This is a genomic window from Streptomyces sp. Je 1-369 (assembly GCF_026810505.1).
Taxonomy (GTDB): domain Bacteria; phylum Actinomycetota; class Actinomycetes; order Streptomycetales; family Streptomycetaceae; genus Streptomyces.
The window spans coordinates 5,456,072-5,475,241 of record NZ_CP101750.1 but is presented as its reverse complement, the minus strand read 5'-3'; the positions used below and the strand labels follow the sequence as shown (position 1 = coordinate 5,475,241).

Here is a 19,170-nt window from a genome sequence, read left to right as displayed (position 1 = left end):
CGGCCCAACTCAGGTGCAACAAACGGTTAACAGCACGCCGACGAATGGCGAATCGGCCCGGGAAACGGCCTTCCGGCGGCCCGGTTAACCATTCCGCCACACGTCGTTCACCTGGCATACCGCTGCGGGTCGACCCGAATGACGGGCCGACACCTAACGTCACCCACGTGGTTAAGCTCTCCGTCATCGTGCCGTTCTACAACGTGCAGCAATACGCGCCCGACACTCTGAGGAGTCTGCGTGCGAACGCACGTGACGACTTCGAATTCATTCTCGTCGACGACTGCTCGCGCGACGAGACTCCGGACATCCTGGAGCGTGCGGCGCGCGAGCTTCCCGGCGCCGTCCACCTCCGCCATGAGAAGAACGGGGGCCTCGCGACCGCCCGCAACACGGGTCTCGACGCGGCCCGCGGCGAGTACCTGACCTTCCTGGACGGCGACGACTGGCTCGCGCCCGGGTACTACACGCAACTCGTCGACGCCATCGAGCGGTTGGGCTGCGACTTCGTACGTACCGACCATGTCCAGTGCACCGCGCGGGCCCGCAGCGTGCACCGCGTGCCGCACGGCAGGCGTGGCGTCGTGCTGAACCCGCGCGAGGTGATACTGCCCGCCGACCGCTCGACCTCCGTCGACTACGCGTACGCCTGGGCGGGCATCTACCACCGCAGGCTCGCCGACGCGGGGCTGCTCCACTTCACCGACGGTCTGCGCACCGCCGAGGACAGGCCGTGGATCTGGCGGCTGCACCGGGAGGCGGAATCCTTCGCCGCGGTCGGTCTTCTCGGTGTGTTCTACCGGCGCGGTGTCGCCTCTTCACTGACCCAGATCGGTGACGTACGCCAGCTCGATTTCATCAAGGCATTCGACCAGGTCGTACAGGAAACAGCGGCGGACCGGGACGCGGACGAACTCCTGCCGAAGGCCGTACGCACGTACTGCGCGATCATCTCCCACCATTTGGGATCCATCGAAAGGTTCGAGCCACCCGTGGCGCGGAAATTGAAGTCAATGAGTGCGGCCGCCCTGAAGCGGATGCCGCAGGGCGTTCTCGACGACGCGCTCGACTCCATGGACCTCCAGCGGGCGACGCGGCTGCGCAGGCTGCGGCGGCGTCCGGTGTCGGCGGAGGTGGCCGCGTAATGGCGACCGCAGCGGTGACTCCGACCCCGACCGCGCCCACGGCCCCCCGTACGACCCAGATCTTCCTCGCGTCCACGCTGTACGGCGTCGCGACGCTCGCCGCCGCCCTGGACGCCGACCGTTTCGACCCCGCCGACCGGCGGATCCTCCTGGTCAGCAACAACGCGGCGACGCCCGAGACGACGACGCCCCTCGACGAGATGCCGGGCTTCGAGCGGCTGCGCGGCCGGTTCGACGAGGTGCGCTCCTGGAACGAGGCCATCGCCCCTTTCCACCCGGGCGGCTGGGCCCCGCGCGGCGACGACGTCGTGCTCTGGGAGCGCTACGTACGGATGCTGTGGGACCTCGGCGACGACGACATCGAGCTGGCCGTCGAGTCCATCCAGGTCAACCCGGCGCTCGCGCTCGCGCAGATCTTCACGGGCGTTCCCGTGGACGTCTACGCCGACGGCCTGATGAGCTACGGCCCCACCCGCAACAAGATCGACCCGCTGGTCGGCACGCGTGTGCGGCGCCTGCTCCACCTGGACCTCGTCCCGGGGCTCACCCCGCTCCTGCTCACCGAGTTCGGCGTCGCCCCCGAGGTCGTACCGACCGACGCGTTCCTCGACGTACTCGGTGAACTCGCCGAGGCCGAAGAGCAGTCGCCGGAGCTTCCGGAGCTGCCGACGCTTCCGGACGGCGAGGCGCCCGTCCTCGTCCTCGGCCAGTACCTCTCCGCCCTCTCCATCCTCACCGCCGAGGAAGAGGAGGAGCTGCACATCCGCATGGTGCGCGGCGCCGCCTCGCTCGGCCACACGCACGTCGTGTTCAAGCCCCACCCCACGGCACCGGCCCGCTGGTCGCGCGCCCTGGAGAAGGAGGCGCGGACGATCGGCGTCGAGCTGACCGTGCTCGACACGCCCGTACTCGCCGAGGTGCTCTACCAGCGGATGCGGCCCGCGCTCGTCGTCGGCTGCTTCTCCACGGCGCTGCTCACGGCGTCCGCGCTGTACGGCCTGCCCGCCGCCCGCACCGGCACCGACCTCCTCCTGGAACGGCTCGCGCCCTACCAGAACAGCAACCGCGTCCCCGTCACGATCGTCGACGCGCTGCTGCCCGAGCTCACCGACGGCACGGCGGTCGCGGCGCAGGAGGCCGGTCTCGGCACCGGCGAGCTGACGAACCTCCTCAAGGCCGTCGGCTTCGCGATGCAGCCCCAGATCTATCCGCGCCTGCGCCCCGAGGCCGAGCGCTACCTCGCCCGGAACCTGGACGCCACCACCTGGCGCTACTTCAAGCGGCGCCGCCTCACCGCGCTCGCGCTGCCCGGGGCCGTCCCCTCGCAGCTCGCGTTCATCCCGCGCAACGCGGCCGTCCGGCGCGTCGCGCGCCGTGCCCGCTCCGTACAGCGCTCGCTCAAGCGGACCGCACTCGGATGACCACTCCCGGACCCACGCTCCCGAAGCTCATACCGGGCGCGGAACACGACGCTGGACACGTCTCCCGTACGGTCCCGGCCGCCGCCGCCAGCAGACCCGCCCGCGGCAGACCGCGGCTGCGCGCCCTCGACGGGCTGCGGCTCGTCGCCGCGCTGATGGTCGCCGCGTACCACTACGGCGGCCGCGACGGGGAGATCGCCGAGGCCTGGGGCAGCTCGCCCAAGGCGCAGTTCCCGACGGCCAGTGAGTGGTTCGCGTACGGCTGTCTGGGCGTGCAGATCTTCTTCGTGATCAGCGGTTTCGTCATCTGCATGAGCGGCTGGGGCAGGCCCATGCGCTCGTTCTTCGCGTCCCGCGCCTCCCGGCTGCTGCCGTCCTACTGGGCGGCGATCGTCCTGGTGACGGCGGTCTTCGCGCTGCCCGCCGTGACGTACGCGGCCGTCTCGCCCAGTGACGCGCTGGTCAACCTCACCATGCTGCAACAGCCGCTGGGCGCCGACCGCGTGCTCGGCGTGTGCTGGACGCTCTGGGCCGAGCTGCGCTTCTACGCACTCTTCGCCCTGTGCGTGGTCATGCCGGGCGCGACCCGCGCGCGGGTGGTGCTTTTCTGCGCGGTGTGGACGCTGGCCGCGGCCGTGTCGGAGGCCGCGAACGAGCCGCTCCTCGACCTGGTCCTGATGCCGGAGTACGCGCCCTTCTTCGTCGGCGGCATCGGCATCTACCTCATCCACCGCGACCGCCGCGACCTCACGGCGTGGGGCATCACGGGGGTGAGCTGGCTGATCGGCCAGCACTACGCCGTCGACCGGCTCTGGCACGCGCCGAACCCGGACTTCTTCTCGTACCGCTCCTCGGTCGCGATCATGGCGGTGGTCACGGCCGGTTTCCTGGCGGTGCTCCTGATCGCGCTCGGGCACCTCGACTGGGCGAACTGGCGCTGGCTGACCGTGGCGGGCGCGCTGACGTACCCGTTCTACCTGGTGCACGAGCACCTGGGCTGGGTGACGGTGGAGGTGCTGCACCGACACGTGGGCCTGCCGTCCTACGCGACGTTCGGCCTGACGATCGCCGCCATGCTGCTCCTCGCGTGGCTCCTGAACCGGTACGTGGAGGAGCGGCTGACCCCGCTCATCCGCAACGGCCTCAACCGGAGCCTTACCCCTCGGAATTGACGAGCGTCACCCCGATTCCCGCCACGACCGCGGCGAGACCCTCCTCGAAGCCGCGGTCGTGCGAACGGAACATCTCCTCGCCCGCCGCCGCGGCCAGCGGATACGCGGCGAGGCGCTCGGCGCGCGCCGCGAGGTCGTAGCCGTCCTCGCCGCGGTCGGGCCCCGGAGTTGTCGACTGCTCCTCGATGACGTAGCCGATCGTGTAGTTGTACGCGGTGAACCAGGCGCGCGCGGCCGGGCCCGGCGCGAATCCCGCCTCGCCGAGCGTCCGCAGATGAGCCTCCAGGGGCGCCGCGTACGACAGGTCCGTGTAGCGCGTGCCGCTGAAGACCTTGGCGCCGTCGCGGTGGCGCAGCAGGTGGGCGCGGAGGCCCCGCATCGCGGCGGTGAGCGCCACGCGCCAGTCGGGGTCCGGCGCGGACAGGAAGTCCTCGGCCATGCGCCGCATCATCTCCGTCGCCATCTCGTCGAGCAGCGCCTGCTTGTCCTTGAAGTGCCAGTACAGGGCGGGCGCCTTCACGTCGAGGCGCTGGGCGATGGCGCGCAGGGTCAGCCCTTCGAGCCCCGTCTCGTTCAGAAGGTCGAGCGCGGTGCGCGCCACTCGGGTCCGGTCCAGCTTCGTCGTAGCCACCTTGACAATTTAACACCGTTAAGCGCAAGCTTTGCGACATGGAACTTAACAACGTTAAGGACACTGGCGTACTCATCGTGGGCGCCGGTCCCACCGGTCTCGCCCTCGCCTGCGACCTGGCGCGCCGCGACGTACCCACCCTCGTCGTGGAACGCGCTCCCACCCTCTTCCCCGGCTCGCGCGGCAAGGGGCTGCAGCCCCGCACCATGGAGGTCTTCGACGACCTCGGCGTGATCGGCGCGGTCCTCGCGTCGGGCGGCCCCATGCCGGTCGGCATGGTGTGGCGGTACGGGGAGCGGCAGGGCGAGCACCGGATGTTCGACGAACCGGAGCCGACGGAGACCGCGCCGTACACCACGCCGTGGATGCTCCCCCAGTGGCGCACCCAGGAGATCCTGCTGGCGCGCCTGCGGGAGCTCGGCGGCGACGTCGTGTTCGGCGCGGAGGTGACGGAGGTGACGCAGTCCGTTCACGGCGCCGGGGGCGGGGCCGGGGCCGGGGTCACCGCCCGGCTGTCGACCGGCGCGACGGTGCGGGCGGCATACGCGGTGGCGGCGGACGGCGGCCGCTCCACCCTGCGCGGCGCGCTGGGCATCACGATGGCGGGCGAGGCCGTGGACCCGAACCCGGTCCTGGTCGCGGACGTCATCATCCCCGCTCTCGACCGCGACAACTGGCACATGTTCCCGCCCGCCGACGGCACCCGCCTCTACACGGCGATCTGCCCGCTGGCCGGCACCGAGGACTTCCAGCTGACCGCCCAGTTCCCCGCGGGGGCGACACCCGACCTCTCCCTTCGGGGCGTACGCGACCTCGTGGCCGCCCGGACGCACCTGGCCGCGGCCGACGTGCGCGAGGTGCGCTGGTCCTCGGACTTCCGGCCGCGCGCGGCGCTGGCGGACCGCTTCCGCGAGGGCCGCGTCTTCCTGGCCGGGGACGCGGCGCACGTCCACTCGCCCGCGGGCGGTCAGGGCCTGAACACGAGCGTCCAGGACGCGTACAACCTGGGCTGGAAGCTGGCCGCGGTACTCCGGCACGGGGCGCCGGACACCCTCCTCGACACGTACGAGGAGGAGCGGCTGCCCAACGCGGCCCAGATGCTGGGCCTGTCCACGCGCATCCACCGCGGCGAGGCACGCCGTGGCGCGGCCACGCGCCAGCTCGGCATCGGCTACCGCGAGGGCTCACTGGCGGCGGAGACGCGTGAGGACGTACCGGAGGACGTGGTGCGGGCGGGCGACCGGGCGCCGGACGGGCCGTACGGCACGGGGACCCTGTTCGACGCGTTCCGGGGCCCGCACTTCACGCTGCTGGCGGTGGGCACGGACGCGGAACTCCCGCCGCTGCCCCGCGAGTTGGTGCACGCCCACACGATTCCGGCGTACGAGCCCTACGGGAAGGGCCTGTTCCTGATCCGTCCCGACGGCCACGTCGGCTGGGCGGGCACGGACGCGCGGGCCGGTCTCACCGCGTACCTGGCGCGCTGCGGGATCCCCGTCACCCCTTGACCTCAAGCCTCCTTGAGGTCCTACGTTCAAGGGCATGACAGCATTCGCGTACTCGCACAGTGACCAGGACCTCGTCAACCAGCCCGTCGGCTACTGGAGTTCGGCCGCAGGCACCGCCGTCGTCCACCACATCCGCACGATGCTCGCCGAGATGGGCCTGACCCAGCCCCAGTGGTGGATCCTCAACCAGCTCCTCCAGGCCCCCGAGGGCAGACCCCGGGACGAGGTCGTGGCCGTCCTGAAGGGTTACCTGGAGGTCGGCGAGGGCGCCCTGGTGCACGACATCGACGCCCTGCACGACCGCGGCCTCGTCAGCGGCGCCCCCGGGGACGGCCTCATCACCCTCACCGACGAGGGCCGCGCCCTCCAGGCCCGCGTGGCCGAGCGCCAGAAGGCGGTCCGTGCGCAGATCCACGAGGGCATCACGGACGAGGACTACGTCCGCACGCTGAAGGTCCTCCAGCGCATGATCCACAACGTGGGGGGTTCGGCCTGGCACCACTGACGGCCGTCACACGCCCCGTCGTCACACGCCCCGTCTTCACATGCCCCGTCGTCACATGCCCCGTCGTCACACGCTGGAGATCGACAGCTTCACCGCGAACCCGAGGAACAGCGCGCCCGCCGCCGACGTGGCCCCGGCCGAGAGCCGCCTGCGGCGGCGGAAGGCGGCGGAGAGCCTCGTGCCGCTGAAGATCAGGGCGGTGAGGTAGAGGACGCTCGCGATCTGGGCGAAGGCGCCGAGCACGACGAAGGAGAGGGCGGGGTAGGCGTACCCCGGATCGACGAACTGCACGAAGAAGGCGATGAAGAACAGGATCGCCTTCGGGTTGAGCAGGCTGATCACCAGCGCCCTGCGGAACGGCCGTTCGCCCGCCGCGTCCCCCTCCTCCGGCCCCGCCGCACTCTCCGCGGTCCGCTCGCGCCGCGCCTGCCACATGCTCCACGCCGCCCGCATCATGCCGACCGCCAGCCAGGTCAGGTACCCGGCACCGGCGTACTTCACGATCCCGAAGAGCAGCGCGTTGGCCTGCAGCAACGAGGCGACACCGGCCGCCGACAGCGTCATCAGGACGGTGTCCCCGCACCAGACGCCCGCGGCGGCCGTATAACCGGTGCGGACGCCGCGGCGGGCGGCGACGGAGAGCACGTACAGCGAGTTCGGCCCCGGCAGCAGAATGATCAGGGCGAGGCCCGCGAGATACGTCGGAAGATCGGTGACACCCAGCATGGCGGGAGTGTCGCACGAGGGTGCGACATGGGGACACGCGTGTCCGTTTGACGGACAGCTGAGGAGGATCCGGTCGGGCGGCGGCCGCGATATCCGGCCCGTGACGCGTCACTCGCGGCAAACCGGGAAACACTTCGAGGAGTGTGGTGCATGGTGTCCACGGAGTCGTCTACGAACGCGGGGGCGTGATGGGCAGGGGCGCGATATCGGCCGGAGCCGTGGCGGTGCTGGTGCTGACGGCGGGGTGCAAGGCGGTCGCGGTGGACGCGGAAGGGGGGCCGAGCGGCGACGACGGCAAGCCGGGGAGGACGGCGACGCGGACGCCGGCACAGAAGCAGACGCCGATCGAGGCAGCGCGCCGGACTCCGGCGCGGACCCCGCCGAAGACACCGGCGCGGGATCCCGCGCCGCACACCCCCGCGCCCGCCCCCGAGCCCGGGAAGACGCTCATGGAAAGGGGCGACGACGGCAGACAGGTGCGGGAGCTGCAGGCCAGGCTGCGGCAGATCGGCTGGTTCGCCGAGAACCCCACCGGGACGTACGGGCCCGTCACCGCCGCCGCCGTCACCGGCTTCCAGGCCAAGCGCGGCCTGGCCCGCACGGGCGTCACGGACACCCTCACCTGGCGCAGGCTGCTCGGCATGACGCGCGAACCGACGCGGCAGGAGCTGTACGCGGGCGGCGGGATGCCCGCCGCCGCGCCGGACAAGCGCTGCCTGACCGGGCGGGTCCTGTGCATCGCCAAGAGCAGCCGCACCCTGACGTGGATGATCGACGGCAAGGCGGTGTCGACGATGGACGTACGGTTCGGGTCGCAGTACACGCCGACCCGCGAGGGCACGTTCGACGTCTACTGGAAGTCCCGGCACCACGTCTCGACGCTCTACGACACGGCCATGCCGTACGCGATGTTCTTCAGCGGCGGCCAGGCCGTGCACTTCTCGTCGGACTTCGCGGCCAGGGGGTACGCGGGCGGGTCGCACGGGTGCGTGAACGTGCGGGACGAGAAGAAGATCGCGAGCCTGTTCGCGCAGGTGCGGAACGGCGACCGGGTCGTCATCTACAAGTGAGGCGGCGTGGGCGGGATCGGGGGAACGTATCCCGCCCACGCCGGTGGCACGGAGCCGAAGGTACGGGGGGAACCCCCGGCTCGTGCGCGGGCCGATGACCAGTCGGCTCACTTCTTACTGCGTCGCGCCCTCGAAAAACGTCACACCTTTGGTGGAGGGTGTGGCAGCAGGGGTCAGGAACGAGGCTTCAGGAGAAGTACGGCAGGGCGCTGCGCGATGTCGTGGGGCCGGGGTACGGGGCGGACGGTGAGGTGACGGGCGGCACCACGCCCCCCGTGTCACCGCCCGAGCCGCCGTCGGCCTCGCCGCCGTCCTCGCCGTCGCCGCCGCCGTCCTCGCCGTCGCCGCCGCCGTCGTGGCCGCCGTCGTGACCGCCGTCACCGCCGCCCTGCCCGCCGCCCTGGCCACCGCCGCCGGGCCGTCCGCCGCCCGCGCCGCCTCCGCCGAGGACCCGGCCGCAGAATTCCTCCACCCGCTCCGGTCCCTTGGCGGCCTCCTCCAGGCGGCGGCGCTTCTTGCCCTGGAGCTCGCCGCTGCGGTAGGCGCGGCAGGCGACGACGATCTTGCGGTACCACTTGCGCGCCTCGTCGCGGCGCGGCGGCATCGTCCTGTCGCCGCTCGGCTGCCGGGGGACGTCGGTGTGCTCGTCGTTCGCCTCGGCCTCCGGCGGCGGGCTGCTCACCGGCTCCTGCGACGTGGGCGCTTCGTCGGGGGCCGTGGTCTCGTCGGGCGACAGGTCCTCGGACGGTTCGCGGGGCTCGCCGGACGGGGAGGGCAGCGTCTCTTCCGGGGTGGCTTCGGAGGACGCGGACGCGGCGGGGCCGGGGCTGCTGTGCTTGCCGAACGGCGAGGGCAGTACACCCGTCCCCGCGGCGACCGCGACGCCGCCGAGCATGCAGCCCGCGAGGGCCGCGGCGACGCCGAAGCGCACGGGTCTTCCCCAGCGGCTCGGGCGCGGACGGCCGCCCGCGCGCCCCAGTCGTACGGTCTCGCCCGCGGCGGCCTCGTGCGCGGGCGTCGCGTAGGGCGCGGTCCTGGCACTGCCGCCACGCGCGGCACCCGCCGCGCCCGCGCTCTCGGCGCGTGCGGCACGGAAGGCGGCCAACGCGGCGGCCTCACCCGGAAGTTCACCCGCCACGCCACCGGCCGAACCAGCCGACGAAGAGGAGGAGGAAGGGGAAGAGGGAGAGGGAGAGGGAGAGGGAGCAGAGGAGGAGGAAGCAGAGGAAACCGCCCCCTGCTCGCCCGCACGGTTCAGCGCCGAAAGCGCCCGCGCGAGCCGCTCGGCCTGCACGTGCACGCCCGCGTCCGCCTCCGTGCGTGCCTCCGCCCCCGCCTTCGCGTTCGCATTCGCCTCCGCGTTCGCGTTCGCGGAAGAATCGATGCCTCCGAGGGGCTCCCCGCGCAGCAGACGCTCCGCCGCGTCGCGGTCCAGCCACTTGTGGTGCTCGTCGGCCATCACATGTCCTTCTGCGTCCGCGTACGCGATTGCGTCACACCGGCGGACGTCACCGCGCACCCACGCGGCTCCCTCTGTGGCGGTACGGCGCCCAGCGCCTCCATGGGGTCGGCCCCCTCCGGACCGAGAAGTTCCGCGAGCCGCTTGAGGCCGCGGTGCGCGGCCGTGCGGACGGCTCCGGGGCGCTTGCCGAGGGTCTGCGCCGCGGTCTTCGCGTCGAGACCGACGACGACGCGGAGCACGACGGCCTCGGCCTGATCCTGCGGGAGCTGCGCGATGAGGGCCAGCGCCTCACTGGTGGCGAGGGACTCCATCGCCTCGCCCGCGGTGTCCGCCTCCCCCGGCTTCCCGGTCAGCTCGGACTCGTCGCCGCCCACCGCGGGGCGACGGCCCCGCATCCGTATGTGATCGAGGGCGCGGTTGCGCGCTATGCGCGCCGCCCAGCCCCGGAACCGGTCCGCGTCGCCGCTGAACCGGTCGAGATCGCGCGCTATCTGCAGCCAGGCCTCGGAGGCGACGTCCTCTGCGTCCGGGTCGGCGACCAGCGTGCGTACGTACCCCAACAGCCGTGGGTGCACGGCGCGGTACACAGTACGGAACGCGGTCTCGTCCCCGTCCTGCGCCGCAAGCACCGCGGCGGTCAGCTCCGCGTCGTCCCCCAGCACTCTCTCAATCCTGCCACTCGGAGATCTGCGCCCGGCCCCGGCGCGAACCAGCACGCTACGGGCTCGGGCGGCCCTACGTCCATGTTTGTACAACGCGCAACTAGCGGGTGACAGAACGCGGTGTGACAGAAAACGCACGCGCGGCGCTGAAGAGAGTACGGGCCGCACGCGGTTCGTACCGTGTACCGGCCGGGGCCTCTCCTGTGGGGGGTGGCGGCCCCGGCCGGCTCGGTTCACTCCGTCACCGCGGACCCTCCAGCCCCTCCCCCAGCCTCCGCAACCCCCGATGCGCGGCCGTCCGTACGGCGCCGGGGCGTTTGCCGAGGACTTGGGCCGCCGATGTCGCGTCCAGGCCGATGATCACGCGGAGCAGGACCGCCTCCGCCTGGTCGCGGGGCAGGGCGGCGATCAGGGACAGGACCCGTTCCGTGGAGATCGACTCAAGGGCTGACGCCGACGTGCTTGCGGGGGCCGGGAGTTCGAGGAGTTCCTGGTCGAACGGGACCGGGCGCGGGCGGGTCTTCAGGCGGCGCAGGTGGTCGAAGGCCCGGTGGCGGGCGATCGTCGCGGTCCAGCCGCGGAAGCCCGCCCCGTCCCCGCGGAACCGTCCGAGGTCCCTCGCGATCTCCAGCCACGCCTCGGCGGCGACGTCCTCCGCCGTCTCGCCGTCCGTGCCGACGAGCCCGCGCAGATAGCCGACGAGCCCCGGCTGGACCAGGCGGTACGCGACCGCGAACGCCGCCTCGTCGCCCTCCTGGGCCGCCGCGACGGCCCTGCCCAGCTCCGCGTCGTGCGCCTGTGCTCGACGGGGTCCCCCACCCTGGCCCAACCCGCTCCCATCCGGCCCGCCCGGGCACCGGTCGGCGCGCCCGTGCCTTCACGGTCGACTGCGCCGGGGAGAGCGGAAATGTCACAGCGGGCGGTGTCCGTCAGGGGCTCGCGGGGAGCGGGCGGCGGGGTCAGACCTCGAAGAGGCCGCCGCCGCCCGGGCCGACCTCCGAGATGTCGAGCGTCTCGGCGGCCGCCGGGGCCACCGCGGAGACCGGTTCGCCGTACTCGGACATCCGCATCGTCATGATCTCGCCGTTCTCCTCCGCCTCGAAGCCGACGAGGTACGGCTTGCCCTTCGCCGCCACGTACACCGACGTCTTGTCCCCCTCCTTGTCCTCGACGAGCGGGATGACGGCCTTACCGTGCCGCCGGGTCTCGGGGAGGGCCTTGATGACGTCGTCGGGGCCCGGACTCCCGGGCATCGCGTGGGTGAACTTGTCGAGGTCGCAGCTGTTCACGGGCATCACACGCCGCGCGCCCCCGCCCGGCCCCGTCGGTATCTTCAGGTACTTTCCGCTCGCCAGCGCCGTCCGCTCCCGGACCCGCGCCGCGGTCTCGGGGCCGCGGCCCGCCGCCATCCGCCGGATCTCCGCGAGCGCCGATTCGCTGAACCGTACATACGTGGAGCCGCCCGCGATCATGATGAGGTCGCCGCGCTGCGCGGGGCCAGCGTCGAAGGTCCCCGTGCAGTTGCTCTCGCGGTCCACGTGGAGCGAGACCTTCTGGTGGCCCTTCGGGGTGTTCATCTCGACGGCGATGCGGACGGATTCCGTGTCCCGGAACAGCGTCATCGCCTCGGTCGCGAGCTCCCTGCCGCGCTTCTCGTCCTCAGGCACGAGCTCTTCGAGGCTGCCTCCGGCGTACGTCACCTCGCGGTCCGTGCCGCAGGACGCGAGTCCACCCACGGCCGCGCTCACCGCGACGGCGCAGACCGCGGTCCTGCGCAGCCGCCCTCCGGCCGCCCGCGCCCCGGTCCGCACTCGCTTCCCCACCCGTTCCCCCACTTCAAGCCCCACCCGCATCAGCACACACGTATCAGCACACACAACTCTCACATGGTCCAGCGCACCGGCCCGGCCACGTGTCACTACTGAGGCGTGCGGGATAGATCACGCGACAAATCGCCCGCGGCACTACAACCCTTTGCCCTCTCGATCAGTCGTAGGGACTCGCTGTGTTCACCTGAATTTCGCTGAGGGGTGGGGCAATTGAGCCCGCGCAAACCGCGTCAAAAGGCGCGTACCACGCATGCGTACCGACCGCTGAGTCTCAAGCGCAGGGCGTGGCTGACGATCGGGGCCGTCGCACTGAGCGGCGCGGGTGCGGTGACGTACGCGATGGCCGGCCCGGGCGACGGCGAGGGCCCCGGCGTCGACCCGCGCGCCCAGCGGCCGTCGAGCGTGCACGATCTCCCGCTGGAGGCCGACGGCGCGACGAAGCGGGGACTGCCGCGCACGTCCACCGAACTGTTCTCCCTCCTCGGCGTCTCGTGGAGCGGGGCGCGCGAGGAGCTGTCGGGCACGGCGCAGGTGCGTACGCGTGCCGTCGGCTCCGAGGCGTGGAGCGCCTGGCGTGCCCTCGACCTGGAGACGCATCCCGTGGGGCAGGGCGAGAAGGGCGGAAAGGGTGAGGGCGGCGCGCGTGCCGCGTCCGGACCGCTCTGGGTCGGTCCTTCCGACGGCGTCGAGGTCCGCGTCGTCGCCGCCGACGGGTCGGCGGGCGCCGAGCTGCCCGAGGGGCTCGAAGTCAACCTCGTGGACCCGGGCGTGACGGCCAAGGAGGCGAAGAACCCGGCGCTCGACGGCGGCACCGGCGCCGCCCGGACAGCAGGTGGAAAGTCCGCCCAAGGCACCGCCCGAGGCACCGCCCAGGGCACCGCCATGGCTCCCGCGGCCTTCGCCGCCGCCCCCTCGGACCCCACGGACCCGACCGGCGCCCCGCCGTCCCCCGCGGAACCCGACCCCACCCCAACCAAGCCGACGGCCCCGCCGTCGACGGTCACCAAGCCGCCCGTGATCGGCCGCGCGGCCTGGGGCGCCGATGAGTCCGAGGTCAAGGGCCCGCCGGAGTACATCGAGAAGGTCAAGGCGGTCTTCGTCCACCACACGGTCGGCTCGAACGACTACAGCTGCGCCGAGTCCCCGTCACTGGTGCGCGGCATCATGACGTACCACCTGGAGACCGAGCACTGGAACGACCTCGGCTACAACTTCCTGGTGGACAAGTGCGGCCAGGTCTTCGAGGGCCGCGCGGGCGGCGTCGACCTGCCCGTCCGCGGCGCGCACACCGACGGCTTCGACGGTGACTCGGCCGGCATCGCCGTCCTCGGCGACTTCGAGGGGGACCCGGCGACGGACAAGCCCGCGGGCAGGCCGAGCCGCGCCGCCCTGGAGTCGGTGGCGCGCGTGGCGGCGTGGAAGCTCGGCCAGTACGGCGGCGACCCGGCCGGCAAGGTCACGCTGACCGCGGCCGGAGACACCGGCGTGTGGAAGAAGGGCGACCAGGCGTCGCTGAACACCATCTCCGGGCACAAGGACGGTCACGCGACGCTCTGCCCCGGCAAGAACCTGTACGCGAAGCTCGGTGAGATACGCCGCTACGCGAGCAGCGCGGGCCGCAACTCCGCCGTACCGACCGCCGACTACAACCGCGACGGCATCACGGACCTGATCGCGGGCACCCCGAAGGCGTCCTCGAACCGCGGCCGCGTGACGGTCGTCCCCGGCGGGCTCGGCGGGCCGGTCGGCGCTTCGCGGATCTCCCTGACGCAGGCGAGCGAGGGCGTCCCCGGCGCCTCCGAGACCGGCGACGACTGGGGCGCTTCCACCGCGTGGGGCGACCTGAACGCGGACGGGTACGCCGACCTCGTCATCGGTGCCCCGGGCGAGGACGACACGTCCAACAAGGACCGCGGCGCGGTCACCATGCTGTACGGGCCGACGTTCACGTCCGGCACCGACATGCAGCTCTCGCCCGACTTCCACTACCCCGGCGCCCGGTTCGGCGCCGCGGTCGCGTCCGGCGACTTCAACGCGGACGGCAAGGCGGACGTGTTCGCCGCGTCGACGGGCACCGGCGGCTCGTGGGCCGCGCGGCTCGACGCGGAACACGAGTCGGGCGGCAGCCTCACCCCGGGCGACACGGCCGTCGCGTACCCCGACGCCGCGTCCGGCGACTTCAACCGCGACGGGTACGCGGACGTCGCGCTGACCTACCGCGACCAGGCGGGCAAGGGCAAGGTCGCCTGGTTCAGGGGCGGCCGCTCGGGCCTCAGCCGGGTCGGCGTGCTCTCCGTACCCGGTGGCCGCTCGGTCGCCGTGGGCGACGTCAACGGCAACGGCTACGACGACCTGGTCATCGGCCAGCCGTACACCGCCGAGTCGGGCGCCCACGCGGGCGGCCAGGTCACGGTGGTCCCGGGTACGTCGACGGGCTTCACCACGACGGGCATGAAGACGGTCCACCAGGCGACGTCCGGGGTTCCCGGCGCCGCCGAGTCGGGCGACGCGATGGGCTGGTCGGTCGCGGCGGGCGACTACGACCTCGACGGCTACGCGGACGTCCTGACGGGCACCCCGGGCGAGGACATCACCCGCGCCGACAAGAACCGCGCGGACGCGGGCACTTCGCTGCTCCTGAAGGGTTCCGCGTCCGGTCCGACCGGCACGGGCGCGAAGGCCTTCTCGCAGGACGAGCCCGACGTCCCCGGCTCCACCGAGGCGGGCGACCGTCTCGGCTCCTCGGTGACGCTGGCCGACCTGTCCGGCACCGGCCGCGCCGACCTGGCGATCGGTGTCGAGGGCGAGGACGCGGGCGACGGCACGATCCTCCAGCTGGACAGCGGGAGTTCGGGCGTTCCCGGCGCGAGCGGGGTCTACTACGGGCGTACGCTCCTGGGCACTCCGGCGGGCGCCAAGCTGGGCCAGTCACTGACGCCGTAGCGTCGCCGTGGCCGCTCGTGCGCCGCTCTCCGGGTTCGCGCCCGGGGAGCGGCGCCTCACGTCCTTCACGTATCGCTGGGCACCCTGCAGTCCTGCGGCTGGGGCTTGCCCTTGGGCCAGCCGATGCCGACGAGCCTCAGCTTCTCCGTACGGGGATCGAGTTCGACGACGGCCACGGGCTTGTCGTAGGCGTTGCCCGCGTTGGTCAGACAGATCCAGCCGCTGGTCCCGCGGACGCGGTTGACCGCTTCGAGGCGCTGCCACATGTCGGAGACCCGCTTCAGGGGCGGCACCGTGCCCTCGGTCTGGGCGTTGGCGAGCACCACCGCCTTGGCGATCGTGCGCGTGCCGTCGTACACGAGCATGGTGCGGGAGTCCTCCAGGGGCACGGGCCCGATGTCCCCGGCGCTGCCCCTGTCGATCAGCGCGTCCAGCTTGTTCAGCTCGGCCTGGGGTTCGGTGAGGTAGGCGCGGCGGTCCTCCGCTCCCTTCTTGCCGCGCAGCTCGTGCTTCCAGGCGTCGGGGTGACCGGGCGCCGCGTACTGCACCGTGACGAGGGGTTCCTTGCCGCCGCCGCGCAGCCGGTCCCAGTCGCCGTCCTTCATGTAGCGGTTGAGCGTGGCCGCGCCGGAGCCGCTGACGATCGTGTACTTCTTGCCGCGGCACTGCACGTCGGCCAGCTTCAGGGCGAAGAGCCGAAGGTGGACGGGGCGTCCTGCGAAGTAGACGTAGTTCGCACTGGACTGGCAGATGTTCTGGGCAATGAGGGTGAAGTCGTTGCCCGTGTCGCCGGGGTCGGTGATGGACGGCGACTCGAAGGGCTGGACCTTGGGTCCGGGCGGCCCGTCCTCGTCGCGGCCGAAGGCTTCGGCGAGCGAGTTGTTGTAGATGTCGTGGGGGCGCATGTCCCGCACGAGTACGGTCTGTTCGTCCCTGAGCCTGCCGTGGAAGCTGGCCAGCGCGTCGGCCTGCTGGCGGTTGGTGGGGATGATGCGGGCGAGGCCGGGATAGGGGGCCTCTTCGCCCCGCTCGGGGTTGGCGAGTTCGTCCGCGCTGACGCGGCTCGCGAGGACCGGGATGTGCAGTTCCTTGGTCAGGCGCGCGATGGCCTTCTTCGTCGCGTCCAGGCTGAGGTTGAAGCCCGTGACGGCGCGGAGGTTGTCCTCCTTGTCGGCCGCCATCTCCGCCAGCCGGTCGACGACGCGCTCCTGTTGGGCGTACGAGTCACCGGGGTTGGCGAGGACGAGCCGCAGCAGCGGGGTGTTCTCGTCGCGGTTGGCCCGGTACTGGGCCAGGTAGGCGCCCTGGATCTCGCTGCGGAGCTGTATGCGTTCGGCGTCGATGTCGGGTTGGAGGGGCAGCATCAGGGCGACGGTGACGTGCGGTTTGTCGCCGACGAACTCCTCGTTCTCCTTGGCGATGGCCCGGGCCACCTTGTCGATCTCCGGGGTCCCGAAGGCGTAGCCGGTGCCGTTGACGCCGATGCACTCGTCCCCGTGCTTCTCGACGCCCGTGGCGCAGCTGTCGGGTTCGCCGATCTCGGGCATGAACCCGTACGCGAGCACGCCCACGGCCACGAGGCCGAGCAGCGTGAGGATCCTGCGCAGCCAGTTGGCCAAGAACGTGTTGTACAGCCAGTTCCCGAACTGCCTCAACGCTGCCCTCCTTCTCGGTGGATCGCTCGGCCGTCCGAATCCGGTCAGCCGAAGCCGATGTGTTCCGTGCACACGCACCGCTTCAGCGGCTGCTTGTCCTCGGCCCGGTCCCCCCAGTCGCGGGCCATGCGGATGAGAAGGGCGGCCCCGTCCGCCGCCCGCGCCACGTCGGCCCCTTCGGGCCCCTGGTGGCGCACGGCCTCGTCGGCGATCCGGGCCAGCTCCTCGCTGAGCTCGCGCAGGGGTCCGCGCAGGACGCCGGGCACGATCTCCTCCAGCGGCTGCGTCCGGTCCTCCGTGAGCCACACGGCGTGCAGGAGCCGGTCGACCTGGCGCCGCAGGGTGTCGCCGCGCACCTGCGTCTCGCCGAGGGCACGCGCGTACCGGTCGTCGTCCGCGCCGATCAGGGCGGCGTCCGCGATGGCGAGGAGCTCCTCGCACCACTCGTCGACGGGGCGGGTGCGGAAGGCGTCCGCCAGGTAGCGGGTGACGAGGTCCGCGCCGTCGGAGGCGAGGAGGTGGTGCATCCGGTGGGCGGCGGCGGTGACGAACAGGGCGTCGGGGTGGCGGTCGCCGAGGTCGCGGTAGTGGCCCTGGAGCAGCGCGTGGTCGGCGTGCCAGGCGGCTCCCCGCTCGCGCAGCCGGTACAGGCGGCGTGTGAGGAGGCGGCGCAGGCCGAGGTCGCCGATGAAGTGCCGGGGGCAGCGGGGCCAGCCGGTGTCCTCCAGGAGTTCGGCGATGCGGTAGGCGTTCAGCTGCTCGGTGCGGCCTTCCTGGACCGCGCGCATCAGCGTCTGGGCGCACTCCACGTCGTGCGCGACGGACAGGTGGGTGAGCAGGTCCAGCCAGTGGCTGCGGTGTTCCGGTGGGAGTTCCTCGGGGCGTTGGCGGTCGATGAGTTCGTCGACGAGTACGTCGGCCACCGGGCGGTCGGCGACGGGGCGGCCCTGCTCGTCCTCGCCCGCGCGGACCCGGGCGTCCAGGATCGCCCAGTCCGTGCACTGTTCGGGCGTCGGGAAGGCGGTGGCCGCGGCGGCCTCGCCGAGCCGGGTCACGAACCGCGGCCTGCCGCCGCTCAGCCGGTGCACACCGCTGTGGATACGGAGCCGGACGGCGTTGTCGGGCTGCTCGTGGCCGCCCCGCAGCCGGCCGATCTCGTCCTTCTGCCCGTCGCGGGTGAGCACGGGCATGCGTACGAGGAGGACGCCGCGCCACAGGGGCGCGTGGTCGGGGACGCCGCCCGGCGGACGGCTCCACGCGGGGAGCGTCCCGGTGAAGGGCTGCCAGGTCGCCATGGAGTCGTGGCTGCTGCCGGCGCGGTGGAGGAAGCGGCCGCCGTCCTCGCGCCGGGCCGTCGCGAAGACGACGAGGCGGTCGTGGTGCCCGCGCTCGCGGTCCTCCAGGGTGGGTTTCACCAGGCGCCGTCCCAGGGCGCCGTCCGCGTGGTCGAGGAGCAGGGCGGGGCGTCCCACGCGTGTGATGCGGCCGCGCACCCCGTGGTAGGCGGCGTCGATGTCCTGCCGCAGCGCGCGGAACAGGAAGCCCTCGGCGATCCTGCGCGCCTCGCCGCCCTGCTGGAAGTCCTCGCCGAGCGCCCGCAGTCCGGCCTGCGGGTGGCCGCCCGCGCCGGGGTACTCGCCGTAGCAGTCGGCGAGTGCCGCCCTGCCCTCCGTGGAGACGCGGGCGAAGAGACCGTCGAGCAGCGCGTTGAGGAAGGGCCCGGCGAGAGGGGTGGTGACGAGCCCCGCCAGGTATCCCGCGTAGTTCCTGGCCGTGCCTTTCAGTACCCCGCGCCAGAAGGAGCCGGGCGGCAGGATCCCGTCGAGCCGCCCCACCTCGTCCACCAGGGGCGCGGCGCGGGCGAGCCGGTCGCTGGCCGCGACGGCCGCGAGTCCGGCGTACAGCCGCGGCACGACGATCCTTCCTCCGTCACCGCGCCAGTCGCCGTACTGGAGCGCGATCTTGCGCAGCACTTCGGTGACTTCCGAGCGGCTGCCGGGGGCCTCCTCGGCCAGTTCCCGTGCGTCGGTCTGGGCGCAGTCCAGGTACGCGGTGGGCACGCGCGGCCCGAACCGCGTCCGTATGCAGCGCAGCAGCCGTCCCTTGCCCATGCCGGGCCCGCCGACGAGCAGCACGACGGGCAGGTCGGTGCCTTCGCCGTAGAGCAGCTCCCGCTTGCGCCCGGCCGCGGTCTTCCCGAGCAGCCGGGCGATCAGGCCGCCGTCGTCCAGCAGCTCGTCGAATCCGAGTTCGTCAGGCACGGGCCTCTCCCTGGCCGGGGCGGCCGGTCGACGAGTGAAGGGCCGTCAGATTAGCTGCGGCACAGGCCATTCGGTGAGACTTCACCACTCCTCGACCGAAGTCACCACCCGCCCCACGGCCTCGCCCACGGTCTCCAGCGGGAATCGAGGAAACATGGACGCCCCGCCACAACAATCCCA

15 protein-coding genes are annotated in these 19,170 nt (G+C 72.4%); 7 read left to right on the top strand and 8 right to left on the bottom strand.

All coding sequences use genetic code 11. The features are described 5' to 3' along the window. Positions 1 to 167 precede the first annotated feature (167 nt). Genes NOO62_RS25035 through NOO62_RS25025 form a run of 3 tightly spaced genes read left to right on the top strand, consistent with a single transcriptional unit; the run spans position 168 to position 3,738 of the window. A complete protein-coding gene (locus NOO62_RS25035) occupies positions 168 to 1,145 on the top strand; it encodes a glycosyltransferase family 2 protein (protein WP_268773098.1) in 978 nt (325 codons plus the stop codon). Then, on the top strand, positions 1,145 to 2,566 hold the full coding sequence (locus tag NOO62_RS25030) for a polysialyltransferase family glycosyltransferase (RefSeq protein ID WP_268773097.1): 1,422 nt from the start codon (positions 1,145 to 1,147) through the stop codon (positions 2,564 to 2,566). Before NOO62_RS25035 ends, NOO62_RS25030 begins: the two co-directional genes overlap by 1 nt. Beyond that, complete coding sequence (locus NOO62_RS25025) at positions 2,563 to 3,738, top strand: acyltransferase family protein (protein ID WP_268773096.1); 1,176 nt, start codon at positions 2,563 to 2,565, stop codon at positions 3,736 to 3,738. Before NOO62_RS25030 ends, NOO62_RS25025 begins: the two co-directional genes overlap by 4 nt. Here NOO62_RS25025 and NOO62_RS25020 read toward each other — a convergent pair. Continuing rightward, complete coding sequence (locus tag NOO62_RS25020; RefSeq protein WP_414931011.1) at positions 3,722 to 4,378, bottom strand: TetR/AcrR family transcriptional regulator C-terminal domain-containing protein; 657 nt, start codon at positions 4,376 to 4,378, stop codon at positions 3,722 to 3,724. The two genes, NOO62_RS25025 and NOO62_RS25020, sit on opposite strands and share 17 nt — an antisense overlap. A gap of 29 nt (positions 4,379 to 4,407) precedes the next feature. Between NOO62_RS25020 and NOO62_RS25015 the strand changes: the two genes are divergently transcribed. Both NOO62_RS25015 and NOO62_RS25010 read left to right on the top strand, forming a co-directional pair. Further along, positions 4,408 to 5,877, top strand: coding sequence for an FAD-dependent monooxygenase (locus tag NOO62_RS25015; RefSeq protein WP_268773094.1), 1,470 nt, complete (start codon positions 4,408 to 4,410; stop codon positions 5,875 to 5,877). A 34-nt stretch (positions 5,878 to 5,911) separates the two neighbouring features. Next, positions 5,912 to 6,382 carry a MarR family winged helix-turn-helix transcriptional regulator gene (locus tag NOO62_RS25010; RefSeq protein WP_268773093.1) on the top strand — a complete coding sequence of 157 codons (471 nt, stop codon included), beginning with the start codon at positions 5,912 to 5,914 and terminating at the stop codon, positions 6,380 to 6,382. Between the two features lie 66 nt (positions 6,383 to 6,448). Here NOO62_RS25010 and leuE read toward each other — a convergent pair whose 3' ends face one another. Beyond that, the gene (gene leuE / locus NOO62_RS25005; protein WP_268773092.1) at positions 6,449 to 7,108 is read right to left on the bottom strand and encodes a leucine efflux protein LeuE; all 660 of its coding nucleotides are present in this window, start codon (positions 7,106 to 7,108) and stop codon (positions 6,449 to 6,451) included. A gap of 188 nt (positions 7,109 to 7,296) precedes the next feature. On the opposite strand from leuE, the gene NOO62_RS25000 reads away from it, so the two are divergent. Continuing rightward, on the top strand, positions 7,297 to 8,178 hold the full coding sequence (locus tag NOO62_RS25000; protein ID WP_414931009.1) for a L,D-transpeptidase family protein: 882 nt from the start codon (positions 7,297 to 7,299) through the stop codon (positions 8,176 to 8,178). A 187-nt stretch (positions 8,179 to 8,365) separates the two neighbouring features. On the opposite strand, the gene NOO62_RS24995 is transcribed toward NOO62_RS25000, so the two are convergent. The 4 genes from NOO62_RS24995 to NOO62_RS24980 form a co-directional block, all read right to left on the bottom strand. Continuing rightward, positions 8,366 to 9,637, bottom strand: coding sequence for a hypothetical protein (locus NOO62_RS24995; RefSeq protein WP_268773090.1), 1,272 nt, complete (start codon positions 9,635 to 9,637; stop codon positions 8,366 to 8,368). Next, positions 9,637 to 10,302: an RNA polymerase sigma factor gene (locus NOO62_RS24990; protein ID WP_268773089.1), complete on the bottom strand. Its 666-nt coding sequence runs from the start codon at positions 10,300 to 10,302 to the stop codon at positions 9,637 to 9,639. The genes NOO62_RS24995 and NOO62_RS24990 overlap by 1 nt, the downstream gene beginning before the upstream one ends. Positions 10,303 to 10,543: 241 nt before the next feature. Beyond that, the gene (locus NOO62_RS24985; protein WP_268773088.1) at positions 10,544 to 11,131 is read right to left on the bottom strand and encodes an RNA polymerase sigma factor; all 588 of its coding nucleotides are present in this window, start codon (positions 11,129 to 11,131) and stop codon (positions 10,544 to 10,546) included. 130 nt (positions 11,132 to 11,261) lie between these two features. Further along, the gene (locus NOO62_RS24980) at positions 11,262 to 12,125 is read right to left on the bottom strand and encodes a hypothetical protein (protein WP_268773087.1); all 864 of its coding nucleotides are present in this window, start codon (positions 12,123 to 12,125) and stop codon (positions 11,262 to 11,264) included. Positions 12,126 to 12,332: 207 nt separating this feature from the next. Here NOO62_RS24980 and NOO62_RS24975 point away from each other — a divergent pair, with 207 nt between their 5' ends. Continuing rightward, positions 12,333 to 15,074: an FG-GAP-like repeat-containing protein gene (locus NOO62_RS24975; protein WP_414930876.1), complete on the top strand. Its 2,742-nt coding sequence runs from the start codon at positions 12,333 to 12,335 to the stop codon at positions 15,072 to 15,074. A gap of 65 nt (positions 15,075 to 15,139) precedes the next feature. Here NOO62_RS24975 and NOO62_RS24970 read toward each other — a convergent pair whose 3' ends face one another. Together NOO62_RS24970 and NOO62_RS24965 are read right to left on the bottom strand one after the other, a co-directional pair. Beyond that, entirely contained in the window at positions 15,140 to 16,729 is a 1,590-nt protein-coding gene (locus NOO62_RS24970; RefSeq protein WP_268773086.1) for an amino acid ABC transporter substrate-binding protein, read from the bottom strand. 44 nt (positions 16,730 to 16,773) lie between these two features. Then, positions 16,774 to 18,990, bottom strand: a complete 2,217-nt coding sequence (locus tag NOO62_RS24965) for a hypothetical protein (protein WP_268773085.1) — start codon at positions 18,988 to 18,990, stop codon at positions 16,774 to 16,776. Positions 18,991 to 19,170 lie beyond the last annotated feature (180 nt).

Bases quoted from the DNA above. Each gene is read 5' to 3' on its own strand.
- NOO62_RS25030 (WP_268773097.1), top strand. From the start codon at position 1,145: ATGGCGACCGCAGCGGTGACTCCGACCCCGACCGCGCCCACGGCCCCC.
- NOO62_RS25025 (WP_268773096.1), top strand. From the start codon at position 2,563: ATGACCACTCCCGGACCCACGCTCCCGAAGCTCATACCGGGCGCGGAA.
- NOO62_RS25015 (WP_268773094.1), top strand. From the start codon at position 4,408: ATGGAACTTAACAACGTTAAGGACACTGGCGTACTCATCGTGGGCGCC.
- NOO62_RS25010 (WP_268773093.1), top strand. From the start codon at position 5,912: ATGACAGCATTCGCGTACTCGCACAGTGACCAGGACCTCGTCAACCAG.
- leuE (WP_268773092.1), bottom strand. From the start codon at position 7,108: ATGCTGGGTGTCACCGATCTTCCGACGTATCTCGCGGGCCTCGCCCTG.
- NOO62_RS25000 (WP_414931009.1), top strand. From the start codon at position 7,297: ATGGGCAGGGGCGCGATATCGGCCGGAGCCGTGGCGGTGCTGGTGCTG.
- NOO62_RS24995 (WP_268773090.1), bottom strand. From the start codon at position 9,637: ATGGCCGACGAGCACCACAAGTGGCTGGACCGCGACGCGGCGGAGCGT.